Source organism: Pseudovibrio sp. Ad46, from assembly GCF_001623065.1.
Taxonomy (GTDB): Bacteria; Pseudomonadota; Alphaproteobacteria; order Rhizobiales; family Stappiaceae; genus Pseudovibrio.
The window spans coordinates 1-15,642 of record NZ_LMCG01000047.1; the positions used below are offsets into that span (position 1 = coordinate 1).

General features: G+C 49.3%; 12 protein-coding genes and 1 pseudogene. 12 read left to right on the forward strand and 1 reads right to left on the reverse strand.

Annotated features, from left to right (window positions below):
- The 5 genes and pseudogenes from PsAD46_RS12880 to repC all read left to right on the forward strand — a co-directional run.
- Positions 1–981: pseudogene (locus PsAD46_RS12880) on the forward strand (hypothetical protein); the annotation flags it as partial.
- Positions 982–1,002: 21 nt separating this feature from the next.
- Entirely contained in the window at positions 1,003–1,710 is a 708-nt protein-coding gene (locus PsAD46_RS12885; protein ID WP_063307071.1) for a hypothetical protein, read from the forward strand.
- A gap of 393 nt (positions 1,711–2,103) precedes the next feature.
- Positions 2,104–3,474 (forward strand): AAA family ATPase, encoded by a 1,371-nt coding sequence (locus PsAD46_RS12890; RefSeq protein ID WP_063307072.1) that lies wholly within the window; start codon positions 2,104–2,106, stop codon positions 3,472–3,474.
- Entirely contained in the window at positions 3,467–4,498 is a 1,032-nt protein-coding gene (gene repB, locus PsAD46_RS12895) for a plasmid partitioning protein RepB (RefSeq protein WP_063307073.1), read from the forward strand. Before PsAD46_RS12890 ends, repB begins: the two co-directional genes overlap by 8 nt.
- Positions 4,499–4,736: 238 nt before the next feature.
- Complete coding sequence (gene repC, locus PsAD46_RS12900; RefSeq protein WP_208981831.1) at positions 4,737–5,990, forward strand: plasmid replication protein RepC; 1,254 nt, start codon at positions 4,737–4,739, stop codon at positions 5,988–5,990.
- 236 nt (positions 5,991–6,226) lie between these two features.
- Here repC and PsAD46_RS12905 read toward each other — a convergent pair whose 3' ends face one another.
- On the reverse strand, positions 6,227–8,470 hold the full coding sequence (locus PsAD46_RS12905) for a DNA topoisomerase (RefSeq protein ID WP_063307074.1): 2,244 nt from the start codon (positions 8,468–8,470) through the stop codon (positions 6,227–6,229).
- Between the two features lie 1,875 nt (positions 8,471–10,345).
- Between PsAD46_RS12905 and PsAD46_RS12920 the strand changes: the two genes are divergently transcribed.
- The 7 genes from PsAD46_RS12920 to tssI all read left to right on the forward strand — a co-directional run.
- Complete coding sequence (locus PsAD46_RS12920; RefSeq protein WP_063307077.1) at positions 10,346–10,591, forward strand: hypothetical protein; 246 nt, start codon at positions 10,346–10,348, stop codon at positions 10,589–10,591.
- Between the two features lie 219 nt (positions 10,592–10,810).
- Positions 10,811–11,290, forward strand: coding sequence for a hypothetical protein (locus PsAD46_RS12925; RefSeq protein ID WP_063307078.1), 480 nt, complete (start codon positions 10,811–10,813; stop codon positions 11,288–11,290).
- An 871-nt stretch (positions 11,291–12,161) separates the two neighbouring features.
- The gene (locus tag PsAD46_RS12930) at positions 12,162–12,677 is read left to right on the forward strand and encodes an Hcp family type VI secretion system effector (protein WP_057465969.1); all 516 of its coding nucleotides are present in this window, start codon (positions 12,162–12,164) and stop codon (positions 12,675–12,677) included.
- A gap of 118 nt (positions 12,678–12,795) precedes the next feature.
- The gene (locus PsAD46_RS12935; protein ID WP_063307079.1) at positions 12,796–13,092 is read left to right on the forward strand and encodes a hypothetical protein; all 297 of its coding nucleotides are present in this window, start codon (positions 12,796–12,798) and stop codon (positions 13,090–13,092) included.
- Positions 13,092–13,988 (forward strand): hypothetical protein, encoded by an 897-nt coding sequence (locus PsAD46_RS12940; protein ID WP_063307080.1) that lies wholly within the window; start codon positions 13,092–13,094, stop codon positions 13,986–13,988. The genes PsAD46_RS12935 and PsAD46_RS12940 overlap by 1 nt, the downstream gene beginning before the upstream one ends.
- Positions 13,989–13,990: 2 nt before the next feature.
- Positions 13,991–14,524 carry a hypothetical protein gene (locus PsAD46_RS12945; RefSeq protein ID WP_153040734.1) on the forward strand — a complete coding sequence of 178 codons (534 nt, stop codon included), beginning with the start codon at positions 13,991–13,993 and terminating at the stop codon, positions 14,522–14,524.
- A gap of 43 nt (positions 14,525–14,567) precedes the next feature.
- On the forward strand, positions 14,568–15,642 hold a 1,075-nt coding region (gene tssI / locus PsAD46_RS12950; protein WP_153040735.1), incomplete at its 3' end, for a type VI secretion system tip protein TssI/VgrG.

Below are 15,642 nucleotides of genomic sequence, written 5' to 3' on the forward strand. Positions count from 1 at the left end.
CGTCATCCGCTATATGTCAAGGTCAATCAAAAAATAGCGCGTGTCGTCGATAGCATGGCTGAGCTTGAATACGTCAGATCCGTTGATGAATTTCAGGTTGCCTTAGGCGGCAAAACAGCCTCTCTCGGTCAAGCACTTTCTCTCGCACGACAGATCAAAAAAGCCATAGCTACGCAGGTTGGTTCACAATTGAGGTGTTCAATTGGCATCGGCCCGAACCAACTTCTAGCAAAGATAGCGGGAAAGCTGGAAAAGCCTGATGGGCTTCAATGGTTGGCCCCTGAAAATATGCCAGACCGTTTGAGCCAGCTGAAGCTGGAAGATTTGCCCGGAATCTCTCAAGGCATCAGTAAGCGGCTTTACAAGGCAAGGATCTATGACATTCCTTCGCTTTACAACCTGGACCCTCGCCATGCCAGATTGATATGGCACTCGGTGGAAGGAGAGCGCTTTGTGCGGGCGTTGCAGGGTGAGAACATCCCGCTGCAGGAAACAAAGCGAAATAGTTATGGCAATTCAAAAGTTCTGGCTCCTCAATACCGAGTTTCCAGCCAAGCAAAGTTGGTTGGCCGGTGGCTCGTGGAAAAGGCTGTTGAACGCATGAGACGCGACGGGTACTGCGCCAAACGCTTCAGCCTGCAGCTTCGGTTTTTACCATCTGGAGGATGGAGCCAAACCCAGAGCTGCGTTGCCTCACAAGACACAGCATTGTTCCTCAGCATCTACGAACATCTCTGGCAGATCATGATTAAGCGGCGGCCCTACCTTGTCGGTTCAATCTCGGTCCAGCTAACAGATGTTTTGCCGCTTGCAGAACGATCCGGCGAATTGTTCAACTCTCCGGAACCTGGCAAGCCAAATCCGAACGAAAAACTGGCAACAGCCGTGGACCAAATCAACCGAAGATATAAAACTCGGCTCGTTCACTTTGGCGTAAATCAGGAACATCCTGGTTTCTTTGAAAATGGCAGCGGCAGCTGAACCAATAAGCACACCGGCACAATGACTCAGAAAATCATTCGGAATAAGCTGGTTCAAAAGGAGGAAATCGGGCATCCTTCGGCCAACATGAGCAAACAGATTAGCAGAGTGAACGGAATGAGCTTTTTTTCAGATATTTTGCCAGTGGATGTTTCGTGCGAGCGCAGAACACTACCTAACGGAAGCCCTGCCTGGTATTTGTGCCATGAGGATCTCGGTGAGCTGGGGCGCTTTACCGTACAAGGAACGGCAGACGATCACTCTAGGATTTTGACCGAGATAACAGGCAACGATGACGACCCAATGGCCGATAAGCGAAGGGAAGTATTTGCACCGATAGCACTTGCATTGAACAAGGAGCTAGAGCGGCTTATGGGTAGCGTCGAGGAAGTTCCACATTCGCATCAGACGCCCCCTCCTGGCGCATCACACGTGGTTCCAAGCAAGCTCACGCAGTGCGGTCGCTGCAATGGTTTTTACGCTCATTTGGTGTTTGCTGAGAATCCCGCGACACGAGGAGAGCTGGAAAATATTGCCCGCATGATGTTTGACAAGATCAAGCAACTGAACTTGCCAACATGGATTATTGGGGCTCCTATGGAGGCCGGTGTACCAGAGTCAGCTAAGTCCATGGTTCTTAAGGTGTGGCCAGAACGACAGGATATGCAGTTTCTAACGCCTGATGAGTTCAACGCTATTCTCGGATCTCTCGAAAGCGAACATTGCTAATCTGGAATGGTGGTATGTTCACTTAGTGTTCTTTCTTGGCGTGCGATTTTTAGCGGATCTTGTCTTGCCCCAGCTGGACGAGAATTGAATAACACGCTTGTCCAGCCCGATTCTTTTATTTGGAGAAGTTATATCGATTTCATTTATCGAGATATGTTGTCCACTCTCATAGAGCAAGCGACAGTACATTGTTGGAATAATAAATATCCTTATTATATGCATATATATCAATGAGTTAGTCATTATTTTAGCTTCAATTTCTTAAAGGGGTTAATGTTCATTAACCATTCTGTCGTTGACATTGCTATCCCGGAACCAGCACTTTGTCGGAAAGTTACAGTATGTTGTGTATGTTCACGTTGTTTGGGTTAGGGTGGTATTTTGGCGAACATGATGGAAACCGTTGTTGAGACTGAAAGCCCTGTTTCTGGTCTTAGCCTTAGAGATCAGGTGCTCAATGATTTGGACGAATTGACGTCTGTTATTGAAGCAACAGCCGCCGCTGCTACTGAGCCAGAGGTTGAGAAAGTATTGAGACCTTTTCAAGCTGGTGAGGTAGCAGAGTTGATTGGGATTACCCGTCAGCACCTAACACGTGTTGTGAATGAGATGGAGTTGGATCTTGAACGAGTAGGTAACTCACAGAATAGAGTTTATACCTTAGAAGACTTGAACAAGATCCGCAAAGAGTTGGCCTCCCGTGCAGGAGATGATCTGAATAAAGCTGTAAGGTACGATCCTCAGAGGAGAGCAGAGGATAGGCTTGCCGTTACGGCCTTTGCAAACTTTAAAGGTGGATCTGCAAAAACTACTAGTTCAGTACACTTCGCCATTTACCTAGCACTTAAAGGATATCGGGTTCTGTTCCTTGATATGGACCAACAAGGATCTGCCTCCACGATTTTTGGGTACAGCCCGATTCTAGTAGATGAGAATGATTCAATTAATGCAGCCTTGCGGTATGATGATCCTGTCCCTTTAAAGAGTCTCATCAAGAACACATACTTCCCTAATATCGATATTGCTCTTGGCGGCATGTGGATGTCTGAATGGGAGACTGATACTCCGCGTGTTATGACTGAGGCAAATTTTTATGAGGCTCAGGCGCGTGCTGAACTGGTAGCAATTGATAATGAGAAATCGTTACCGGGGCTGTCTCCTACAAGGCTACAACAGCTGGAACAGGCAGAAGAAGATCAGTATGCCATCATGTCAGAGTGTTTAGAAAAGAAACAATACTTCCTTCGTCTGCGACGTATCCTTGAGACAGTTGAGGAAGATTACGATGTGGTTGTATGTGATACGCAGCCAAGCCTCCATTTTGTGAGCCAAACTACAATTGGCGCAGCAGATCATCTGTTTATCACTATCCAGCCTGAGTGGCTGGATATTAAATCTATGCAGCAATATCTATCATCACTGGCTGTTAACTTAGGTGTTTTGGAAGAAAACGCTCAGGTAATCGGGGATGAAGGCCGCTTCATGAATAGGACGATGAATTATCTTATAACTCGCTATGAAGCCCGAGATGCAACCCAATCAGCGATTGCTGGGATGATGCGGCACCGATTGGAAAGCGTGCTAGATAACGCTATGCCGAGGTCTGCGGCCGTTTCTCAAGCAGGTCTTAACAACAGAGCCCTTTATGAGGGAATTGGAGACGAATTCAACAGGCAGACTTATAAGCGTGGCTTAGAAGCAATGAACGCAGTCAACTCAGAGCTTTTGTCTATAGTTGAGAAGGGGTGGGATCGTAATGTCTAAAGCAACATCAAAGTTTGAGGCGATTGCTAAGACAGCAAAGTCAAAGAGAGCGCCTTCCGCCGCACCTATAATGCCAACAGCAGCTGCAGCCTCAAAAATGGACTCCGGGGTATCTGCGTTCTCATTCCACAAACGTTTGGGGAAAGATCGCGAAATTCAACTTCTCAATGCTAAATTGTGTTTACCGTCTATGGTCGCTGATCGAGCATTTGAGAACCAGAGTGAAGACATCGATGCTTTGGCTTATAGTATTGAAGAATCTGGACAAGAGGTTCCAATACTGGTGCGCCCACACCCGGAGAAAGAGGGCAGCTATCAGATAGCATATGGGCATCGCCGGGTTCTAGCGTGTCGTAAACTTAATATTGTGGTCCGAGCTATCGTTCGCGAATTGTCAGATGAAGAACTGGTAATTGCTCAGGGCAAGGAAAATGCTGAGCGTAAGAACTTATCTTATATTCAACGTGCCAACTTTGCTAAAAATTTAAATCGGGATTTTCCCCGTGCTGTGATTGTGAAATCAATTGGTGGCAGTGATCCTTCAATTGTTTCAAAGCTATTGAAGTCCATCAACGACATTCCAGAAAACGTGCTGGAAGCTATTGGACCGGCCCATGGCATTGGGCGGGTTAAATGGCAAAGCTTCAATGATCGGATGCGAGACCCCAAGGTGCGTGATCAGATTGAACGCAGGGTTTTAAAGCTTAAAGACCAGAGCGACTGGTTCTCTAGTGACAGTGATGAGCGTTTTGTGCGTGTCACTGCACCCACCTCGTACGAGGAAAATTGTCAAGGGACTGCTGCTACAGACAGCACAAGAGATCGGAAGGAGATATCGGCATCTTCCGAAACATGGTCCCTGCAGAAAGGTACAGATCTGCTGAAAATGACACATAAGAAAAAAGGGGCCACTTTAGCATTTAGTGGTGAAGATGGGAGTAAATTTGCGCAGTTCTTATCTGAACGCCTTAACTCTCTCATTGAAGAATACGAAGAGCAGTTCGGGAGAAGCACGATGACGTAGCTCTCAAATGAATTAGGCCCCACTGTCGGTAAACAGTAGGGCCTTAAATTGTACAGCATTCAGTTGGTCAACCGAATTACCTACTTTAGCAAGTTCAAAGTACTTCGGAGAAGCAACAAAATCAACCTTCCAAATTTGAGAAGGTAATGATTCTCTGCGCCCAGACCTCCTCGATGCCTAAAAATTCAACCTTTGCGGTTTTTAACGCATTAGATAAGCACTGCATGCAGTAGTGCTGATGGGCTTTGCTATGCAAAATTCAGGATATGTAGCCACATTTCGAAAACTTACACCAGGTATTGTAGCATCTCAGCGACTAGCAATGGCAAATGACATCGTTGAGACTACTAAATCGGAAGTGTCTCTTGCCTTAAAGAAAGTTGCTCCTGTCCTCGGAATTGATGGGACTACATATCAAGTGATGGATATCCTGATCGGTTTGACCTCTTCAGATGATTGGAGACCTGATCGAAAGCCGTTGGTTGCAATTTCTAATGAAAAACTTGCAGAGTATGTCTGCCGTTCTAAGCGAACAGTAAGCAGGTGCATCAAGAAGCTCTCTGAAGCAGGTGTGCTTGCTTATAGAGACAGCCCAACCGGTAGACGCTTTATACGGCGTGATGCTTCTGAAGGAGGGAAATACGGCGAGATTCAAGTCGGGTATGGTTTTGACTTTTCGCCGGCCCGCCAACGTGTAAATGAGCTGAAAGATCTAGCTAAAGGTTTTGCTGAGAAACTTAAGGTTGAGAAGGAAGCAAAAAGAACCATTAGCCGGTTAAGACGACATTTAGAAGATCTGGCCGTGCTAGCGGTGCAGGAAGAAGTTTGCTTTGAACGCGTTCAAGATGCGAGAGCGAAACTTGAAAATTGTAATCTTTCTATGGCAGAGAAAGCAGAAGCATTAGAAATGCTTTATCAAGAAGCTGTTGCACTCTTTGATAAGAACGAAATGTCCTCCGAGGGTGACATCAGCGTGACCCCTTATAATCATACAAACATTCATAATCTTGATTCTAGTAATAGAAAACGGAGATTAGCTTTAGCTAATCACTCCAACGTACATGACCCCGAACAAGTCGGGGTAGAAATGGCTTACGATAAAACCAAAAATGGCAAAATCTCTGCCACAAAGGCACCCTGCCCTGAAGGATTGGCTTTAGAAAATATTTCAATTGGCTTGATGAGCAAAGCGCTTATCCAATTGAAAGAGGCCCTAGGATTCGAGGTGCGCAGCTGGGTTGATTTATTTGAGTTGAGTGGCGACATTTCATTGTTAATTGGTCTATCTAAAGTAGGTTGGATGCAGGCAGAAAATAAAGTTGGCCGCTATACAGCTGTAGCTGTACTTGCTGCAACAGCTGAAAAGGCGCTTCGAGACCCTTTGGCTATTTCTAGTCCTGGCGGGTATTTCCGTGCCTGTATTGATCGGGCAATTGAAGGGAAATTAGCCCTACATCGTACTTTATTCGGACTTGCGAGCAAAGAAAGTTAAAGTGAATTGATTGGGCAACTTTGATTGTGAGAACCAATCTCATTGCTGATTGAATAGATTAAAACAATGTGCGCTCTATGAATGGCTAAGATCGTGAACGCGTTCACGATCTTATAAATGGTTGTTGTATTACAATGGCTTATTATTTTATCAGATCAGGATGACGTTCAAAGGGGCATTTCTGGAAGGGGCTAGAGCAAATAAAAGGCGCAATAAACGCCTTTTAAGCCATCATCTCACTTCTTTTTTGTCCTCTTAAACATCTTATCAAGCAGCCCCTTGGCGACCTTGGGAGATACCTTGTTCGGATAGCCTTTAGGTTTCTTGATTTTGCCTTCCTCAACGAACTTAGAGATCCACTTCATCTGGCTCTCACTGGCAAAGTTGTTCGCGTCTATCCAGCTGCTCAGAGCCCTTGCTGAGCTTTTGGCTTCATCAGGAAGAGGCTGTCCCAAACGTTCAGCTATCGTCATTCCCAACTTGAGCTGTGCTGGGCTTGGAGCGGATGGCTCCCCTGCCCGCTCCTTCATTGGTCCCAGATAAGCCCGCAACGTGTCATAGCTTGCCAGATCTGCGCGGCTGAAACGCTTGCCCTCACGCTCAGCTTTGCTCTTAGCTGCTTTGACCATGGCTGGGCTCGGTTTGCGCTGGATATCGAGCTTAGCCCCCTGCCCGTCCAGCACGTCAATTGCCGTCTTTGCTGACCTGCAGATCTCCTGAATGATTTCATCAGCACCGGCACTGCCCCTCACAATGTCATCAAGTCGCGCTTCCATTGTTGCGGTCGTTGCTGGATCAAGCAGAGAAGGACACCGGCCCTGCAGAAGGTGGTAGAGCTGCATAGCCGTATCGCTTGCAAAGAGTTTGCCCTTCGAGACAGTCAGGAAGCTTTGCTTCTTTAACCCTTCAATTATAGTGTCTCTGGTTGCCGGAGTACCAATGCCCTTGGCTTCCTTCAGCCGTGCACGCTGGCCCTCATCTTCGACAAGCCTCCATGCGTTTTGCATGGCTTCTATCAAAGACCCTTCCGTGTAGCGGGCTGGTGCCTTTGTCTTCTTGGCATCAATGCTGACAGTCGAGATCCCGACACTTTCACCGTCTGCGACCCGAGGCAGTTCGGCCTCGCTATCTGAGGATGACCTGTCCTCGATGAACTCACCGTAAACAGCACGCCAGCCTGAATGAATTGTAGAGCGGCCCACAGTCTTGAACACGATAGTCTGACCATTCACCGGAACACTGATAGCAATCTGTGTTTGGTGATATTCGTAATCAGGGCCTAGCGCTGCAAGGAATGTCTTGGCTATGAAATCAAACAGCTTTCGCTCGTCAGCGTTCAGTCCTGCAATGATCTTCGCAAACTGATCAATCACAGCTGGATTGGGAATGATGGCATGATGAGATTCACCAGCTAGTCCGGCATCTGAGAACACACCGCGTTTGCCTGTCCTGATTGTTGGGGCCTGCCAGTCCAGATCCTTCACATAGCCGCCGCCAACAAGAGCGGCAAACACAGCGCTTGCTCCTTCAACCATGTTCTCAGGAAGGTAGCGCACAGCAGCGCGTGGGTAGGTTGTCAGTTTATGGATCTCATAAAGAGCCTGTGCAACGTCTAATGTTTTCTTCGCCGTCCATCCCCATTTGGCAGCTTGTTTTTGCAAGCTTGGAAGATCAACGGGTTTGCCTGGAGCCTGACGCCGGTTTTCCTGTGTGACGCTGGCTGGACCGTGCCAGCCGGTTGCTGCGGTGGCGATTGCTTCAGCTGTAGCCTTTTGAAAATAGCGCTCGCTGTCAGACGGCCGGTGGTGAAGCTGGAACAGCCCATGTTCACCTTGAACATCTGCAGTCAGCTCAAAGTAATCTTGTGGCTTGAAGTTGGAAAGCTCTAGCTCACGCCTGCAGACAATTCCAAGCGTTGGGGTGCGAACACGGCCAATGCCGATGACAGCACGTACACCAGAAGGTACCAGTCTGGTCGTTGCGGTTCTGGTCAGACTGAGATTGAACACCTGATCGGCCTGAGCTCGGGCGACCGCTGCATCATAAAGTGAACGGTAATTGGCGTTGGGCTTGGCGCTGGCAAACGCCACGCGAAGCGTCTTTTCATCTTCTGCCGTAAACATTGCTCGCAGCACGCGGCCGTTGTAGCCGTAAAAATGCAAAAGGTTCTCACCAATCGCCTGACCCTCGCGGTCGCAGTCAGTGGCGATGATAACTTGATCAGCACTGCTTAAAGCACGCTTGATTTTATCAAGGCGCTCACCCTTACCGCTGGTTCTGTCAGTAACCAGCTCATACCGGCCACTTTGAGGACGCAGCAAAGCTGAAGACCAGGCTTTCCAATCCGGATTGGCTTCTTCAGGAGATTGAAGCCGCAGCAAGTGTCCTTGTGCCGCCAGTACCTCTCCATATCGATTTCCAACGGCCTTCATGACATTGCGGGCCTGCGAGGGTTTTTCTGTAATGACGATTGATTTCATGGTGCCCCATGCAACTAAAATGGTTCATTTTGCGCGTGCTCGAAAAGGTGATTTCTTGAAAATCTTCAGAGCGGAGGAGGCAACTCCGGTCCAAATTTCAATCATCCAGATTCTACTTGAACAGTCCGGAGCTGCAAGCACAATTCGACCAGGACGGCCGCAGGCTCAAGCTTTTGGCTCTGACTGAGAGACTGACACACGAGCCCTCCAGATGTGCGGGCGGTTTCAGGTCTTTTCTTACCTGCCATCACAAGCAATTCTTGAACAAGAAGTTAAGGCGGTGGGCCGATACGGGGTGTGACTACGGGATCGGCACGGCGGCAATGCTGCGCTATGCCTTGTTGCTCACCCTTCGCCCCACGCTTTGCCGCTGCGCGCTACTTAAAACACGCCTGCGGCCTGTTTTATTAGGCTTGCAAATGGGTGCTATGCACCCGCTTTGAGAAAAGGAACGGAAGGAGTGGCTATCCTTGCCGAGTGACCAGATCGGGTGGAAGGTTGAGGGCAGGAGGGAAGGTCGCGGATCTCAACTTGAAGAGGGTGAATGTGGCTGAGTGAGAAATGACACCCTAAGAGATTTCGGGAGCTATTCTTTTTGTCAGACATAATCGACCCTTAGAACAGTGTTTGGGCTCGTTGCACTTGAAAGCAAAAAACATTGAGTGCGTCCAACAAAAGTACGCAAACCACCACAGAACATTGAGGCGGGACCGCGAGGCAGATCAGAGAGGGAAGAAAAATGAGAAGGCCTATAAAATAGCAAAGAAGGATCGAGGCAAAGTCTCTGAAAATTTAGGGCAGGGGTTTTTACTTCAGATCTCAAATTGGGCCACAAACAATGAAAGCGAAGGTGATCTTCAGGCCATGAAATGAGCAAGGAAAGTGATAGATCAAGCGGAAGGGACGAATTTAAAAACAGCTTTTTAAGCGGGTAGCGAACTTAAGAGGTTCTAAGATCTGGAGTTGGCTCAGGAGTTCACAAGTCGGTTGCAATGTAAGCTGCAGAAAAATAACGAACAAGGTTTTGAGTGCTGGTAGCAAGATGACTATCTGATGTATCTAACTGATAATAATGGTGAAATATAAGAGGCTTCATAGTCTCATTGTTTTGAAAATGAAAAGATGGGCCAATTGCATCTGAAGTTTGATCTGAAACGAGATCTCGAAACTTACCAGTTGTAAAGCGCGGGTTCAGGTGAGCTGGTGTGGCTTCCTCTGCATTCGAAATAGGCTAGTTATATCAATCTGTTATGGCATTTTTTTGAAGATCTGCAGTCAGTTATGTTCGTGGTGTCAGATCAGCTGATGAAGCTTGATTAGTATTGTTTTTCAAGTCTGTAAGTCGTGTTTTTGGAAGGCTGGTATGAGTTGCTGGATCGTAAGATGGGTGATCACGATGAGTAAGAGATTCTGAATCTGACCTTTGATGAAATAATATCTGATGGAATCTTGCGCCGTATTTTAGAGCATAAGAAACGATAGGGCAGGGGCACGTCTGCTGTGCAGACCGGGCCTGTCCACGCGCCTTTGACGCTTACCAAGCCACACACCTCCACACTTAAGGTCTCATAATTTCCCCCTGCCGTCTCTAACGAGCCAGCAACGGCAAAACTCAACCTAAAGCGCTTCACTGTCTGTCTCGGCCATGCGGGGACTGTCCCTCGTGCAAGGAAAGGCGGAAAGCCGCTCAGCGGCTTCCATTACCTGCTGTTCTCTAAGTCTCCCTTCAGCATGGTCAAGGCAACCTGCAAGCAGGCATTCAAAGAATGACCTTGACCACACTGAACGGCTTTCCATGACGAGAAAAGTGAAACGAACCTTCCAGAGGGGGAGGGGAGTGGACACTTAACTCATCTCATATAAGGAGCAAGTTTTATGGGAACCCAAACACATCTGGCCTTAATCCCAGAAGCCTCAAACGAGGCTGAAGAAAAGATCTACACGGCACTGAGAGGTACGCCAGATACGGACAAAGCAGTGGGCGCCGCTGTCACGCTCATTCTAGCCTATGCGTCCTACAGATCCTATCAACCTGAAATGGGACTGGTTGAGACGGCCATGGAACACGCTTTGGAAGCGTTCTCAATTGATAAGGCTGATGTCATTGATGAGGAGGCATAACAGAGGCCCTGTCCGGCTATCTAGGTTTCAAAGTGCATATGGTTCGAAGACGATTGGCACCTGTCTTCGAACTCTTCTTATCGATGGTCCTGAAGGCCGTGTCATTTAACACTCAGCCGCAATCAACCCCAATTGGGGCTCGACAATGTGCAGCAAGGCCAGATATTGGCTTACCTCAAAAGCACAGGCTTATTGTACTTGACCGAGGAGACCTCACGGATGAAAAAACGCAAATCCCTGAATAATGAACAAAAGTATCAGGCATTCATGGAGTTGCTGCGAGCTGACACCACTGATCAGGAGGTTGCAGAGCGTTATTCCATATCCGTGCCCCAGCTCCATGCGCTTTCAAAGGAGTTGGAACAGGTGTTGCGCCAGCACCTTAAGATTTCTTCCAAGAATCCAGCGAGCCTCCCGAAATTTTCCGATCTGCACTGTGACGTGTGGGAGGACTATGGCAAGGGAGAGATGACAGAAGAAGAGATTGACAAGCAGGCCAAGCGGCAATGGAAAGCTGCGTTAAAGTCAGGGCGACTTTCTTATGACAGTTCCAGGTCGAATTTTGCAGATGACTGGATCTTGATAGAGGTGGAAGATAACGGTGTTGGCGTTTTTGAACACAAGGAAAATGGGGACCCTCTGCCACGCAGTAAAAAAGAAGCTGAGCGTTACGTGGTTGTGAACCACTTTGATGAATAACGGATCTGTCGGCATAAAGGTACGTGTGGTCCCATAGTGGATCGTATAACCCTCAGAAATAAATAGCCAATGGGCTATTGGGGGATGACTGATCGGGCGGGATCTTGCGAAGCCAGATTTCAGGAGGTTCTCGTCCGTTTGATCGTCCGCCTTTCAAATTGTCCGCTTTCCCATCTCATCGCTTGCTGTCGGACGGGTTTCTGTTGTCCGTCAGACGTTCCTTTGGCGGACAAGTTGGCTGCAGAGCCTCAGAACGCCGTTTCTACTCACTCTCAAGCCTATTCAACCTGGCCTGTATCGCCAAACGGCCATGCGCGCCTACAGCCTCTAATCTCGTGGGACTTCTCGTACCTTTATGCCGATGGACCCGAAATTCTACGTTTCTTTGAACGTTAGAGCGAGCCTAAGGCACGCTTGGAAAAAATTACACGTATCATGAACACCCCCATTGAAGGATTGTTCCAAATATCCCTTACATTTCAATTACGGGCCAAAAACGGCCCAGGCTGGGCTAAAAATGGCCCGCTGATTTCTCAGGTTTATCAATAATATAGCTGATTTGTTTAGATCTCGGTAACTCTCCGGGCCAATTCTGGCCCAGCTTTACGTAGCGGTATTTAATTTATAGCGCCGCGCCGTGAGTGATTTTACACATGATTTGAAATTAATTTCTATTGATATCTCAAGAGTTAAATATGTTTCGTGCATTCTTGGATGCTGGTTTTGTCAAGTTGGCATGCAAGTTGCAATTGTGTTGGTACGCTGTCGCAGACTGGGGTCTGGGGCTGTGGCCCATTGTTGTCAAATGGGGTTCATTTATTTGTTTTGCTGCGTCTGTCCGCACACGGAGGGCGCTCACCAGGAGCATACTATGCCAACACCCGCTTATATCACCATTGAAGGGTCAACTCAGGGTCCAATCACTCAAGGCGCGTTTACTGAAGATTCCGTCGGTAACGTGTGGCAGGAAGGCCATGAAGACGAGATCATGGTGCAGGCCATTGATCACACTGTCATCATTCCTCGTGATATCCAGTCCGGCCAGCCAGCTGGTCAGCGCGTGCACACTCCGTTCAAGTTCACCTGCTCCATGAACAAGTCCATCCCGCTGCTTTACAATGCGCTGGTCTCCGGTGAGATGCTGCCGAAGTGTGAAGTCAAATGGTACCGCACCAATTCTTCCGGCAAGCAGGAGCATTTCTTCACCACCTCCTTTGAAGATGCGCTGATCACCAACATTGAGTGTGGCCTGCCGCATTGTCAGGATCCGAAGAACGCTGACTTCACGCAGCTGATCACCATTGAACTGTCTTACCGCAAGATCATGTGGGAGCACACAGTCTCCGGCACGTCCGGTGCTGATGACTGGCGCGCGCCTGCAGCTTAAGTCTCTATCCTCATTGAGGATGGAAGTCAGATCCGGGCCAGCTTTGGCCCGGACACTGCCTCTGGGTGAGTTCACACCAGGCAGTCTTTGATTTGGGCGTGATCTGCGGAGTTGGAATATGCAATATGTCTCTGGCAAAGCCTCAGCAAAGCGCGGCTACTTGCGCAGCTTCTTTCGCAGCTTGCTGTGGCGCCGGCGTAAGGTGGAGGCAATCGCTGAAGCTGCACCCAAAGAGTGCGATCCGGCAGGAACTGCGCATGTGGTCTTGCAAGGTCGTGACCGGCCTGAACGGTCTTCTGATGCACTGCACGAAGATCTGTCCGAAGAGCTGGAGATCCGGGGTTTTCTGGATCAGTTTCCCGGCCACCGCTTGATGGTCAAACCCGGGGATCAGCCGCATAAGGAGATATTCTGATGGTCTACCCGCTCGCGGAACAACGTATGGCGCAGCAACATAGTGCCGCTCATGATGTAAATCCGGTTCAAGATGAGGCAATCGCGGTCTCTCTTGAGGCGTTTGCTCAGGCGATCGTGGATGCCCATCAGGGCATGGCGCTTATGACTGGTGGAGCTTTAGATCTAGCCACCTTGCCCGGCACATTGCTGGACAGCCGGTCTGGACATCAGCTTTTGAAAGAGATCGGTATTAAGGGGCGTTATTACACAAGGATAGCCAATGGGAAGACCTACGTGATCTTCAAAGGCTATCCTGCAGTACGCGAAGTTCTTAAGGGGACACGGTATCTGTCGTCCTCTCCAAAGGTTGTTGCTTTTGGCATTGGACCTGAAGCCATTCGGGCAGGTGGCCGGGCGAATGCGATCATCATGATCACCTGTTATGTGGCCCTGGATGTCATGCAGTTCATCATGAGCGATACGCAGCTTTACAGCGAACTGTTTGCCAACATCATTGTCGATGTGGCGATCGGGGCTGTTGCCATTGGGGCTGGTATGGCCGCAGCAGCTGCTGGCGCGCTTCTGGCCGGTGCTATCACCACAGTTGCTATTCCTGCCCTTGCCATTACGGCTGGTGCCATTGTTGTTGGCATGGCTGTTGGCATGGCGCTTGGACAACTGGACAAGATGTTTGGCCTGCGAGAAAAACTGTCTGCTGCCCTGCGCTGGACTGGTGAGGCTGTTGCGCGCGGCCTTCAGAAAACCGGTCAAGTTATTCGTGAAGCACAAGTTTCCATGCGCCAGAAGGTGGAAGAACTTGAACGCCGCAGCAATCGGTTTTTCTATGATCTGGAACGTGAGACCATCTGGCACTTTGGTGGCCCTGATCTTTATAATCAGATCTACAGGCGGTGATGATGATCAACTGGTACATCGATAAGACCATTCAATTTGGCCAGTGGATTGGCCGGGATCCGCGCAGAGCACACGGGTTCGCTGCTGTGCTTGATCTTTTGATGGTGTTTTTGGTGTGGAGTACGATCTCTGACTTTCTGTATGCGCAGCAGGTCATTGAGCTTGGACAAGACAACTTTGAAATTGCTCATGGCATCCAGGCTTTAGCTCTTGGATCTGTTGCGATCCCCATCACTCATTTTGTCTTCACGCCCTGGGGGCATCAACGGCTGCAATGGTCCGTAAAGACATACCTCATTCTCATTTTCGGATCGCTCCTGGTCTTTGCTATTTCTGGCAATCTATGGTCGCAATCAATTGGGCAAAGAGCGCAGGACGAAGGGTACTTACTCTGCCAGAACGAGTTCTTCGCACCGGCAAAGGCCTTCCATACCTATGTGCGCCCGGGCACTTTATGTCCCGCTGATGAATGGCATTCCAAACCCTATCCGCCGCCAATGGTGATGCACCAACTCAATCCGCCAGATCACTCTTAATTCTTATGCTTCCTTTGTTTTTCCCTTTGCCAGTGAGTTTGTTATGAATGCTATTGTCCAAATCCCACAGCTCTTCCAGGAACAAGATCTGGCCTTTACCTTTGCAGCTCCTGCGCAGCCCAACGCGGAATTGCTGGTCGCCGGGTTCGCGGCAACAGAGCGCCTTAATGGCCTCACGCAGATCCAGATTGAGCTTGCCAGCCCCGACAATGCGCTGGATTTGCATAGCCTGCTGGATACGCCCGCCACACTGACCATCCATCATAAATACGAGGGCCTGCGCCATCTCTCCGGAGTGATCGCCGAGATTGCCCGTGGCAATGAAGGCCATCACCGCACCAGTTACTCACTCACGCTGCTGCCCAGCCTGCACCGGCTCGCCCATGGCTCTGACTGCCGGATCTTCCAGAAGAAAAGCGTGCCCGAGATCGTCAAGATCCTGCTGAAAGAACACGGCGTCGAGGATGTGAAGTGGGATCTGACAGATACCCATGCGGCCCGTGAATACTGCGTGCAGTACCGGGAAAGTCACTTAAGCTTTTTAGATCGCATCACGGCAGAAGAAGGCATTTGGTACTACTTCACCTATGGTGCCAATGGCCAGCATACGCTGCAGTTCATTGATAACCCGCAGATCGTCTCGCAGCTGCCGGACCAGCCAAAGCTGGAATATAACAGTATGGCCGGCGGGGCGGTCAAAGGCGTCTATTGCAACAGCTTTGTCCTGCGCGAGCAGCTGCGCGCCACCAGCTTCATGCAGCGCGATTATTCCTTCAAGAACCCGCCTTATAACCAGCAACACGCCCATCAGCGTGGTGAGGACAACGGCTCTGCCGGAGACTATGCGCTCTATGAGTATCCGGGTCGCTACAAGGCCGATGGTGTCGGCAAGCCGTTCACAAAACACCGGCTGGAGGCAGCACGTGTTGAGGCCACCACAGGGCATGGCGCCACCAATGCGATTCACCTGATGGCAGGTCATCAGTTTGCGCTGAACGACCACCCGAACGACGACTACAACATCAAGTATCATTTGCTCACGGTCTCGCATCAGGGCAGTCAGCCGCAGGCCGTGGCTGAGGAAGCTGGCAGCGGCTCCACCACTTACAGCGCTGGGT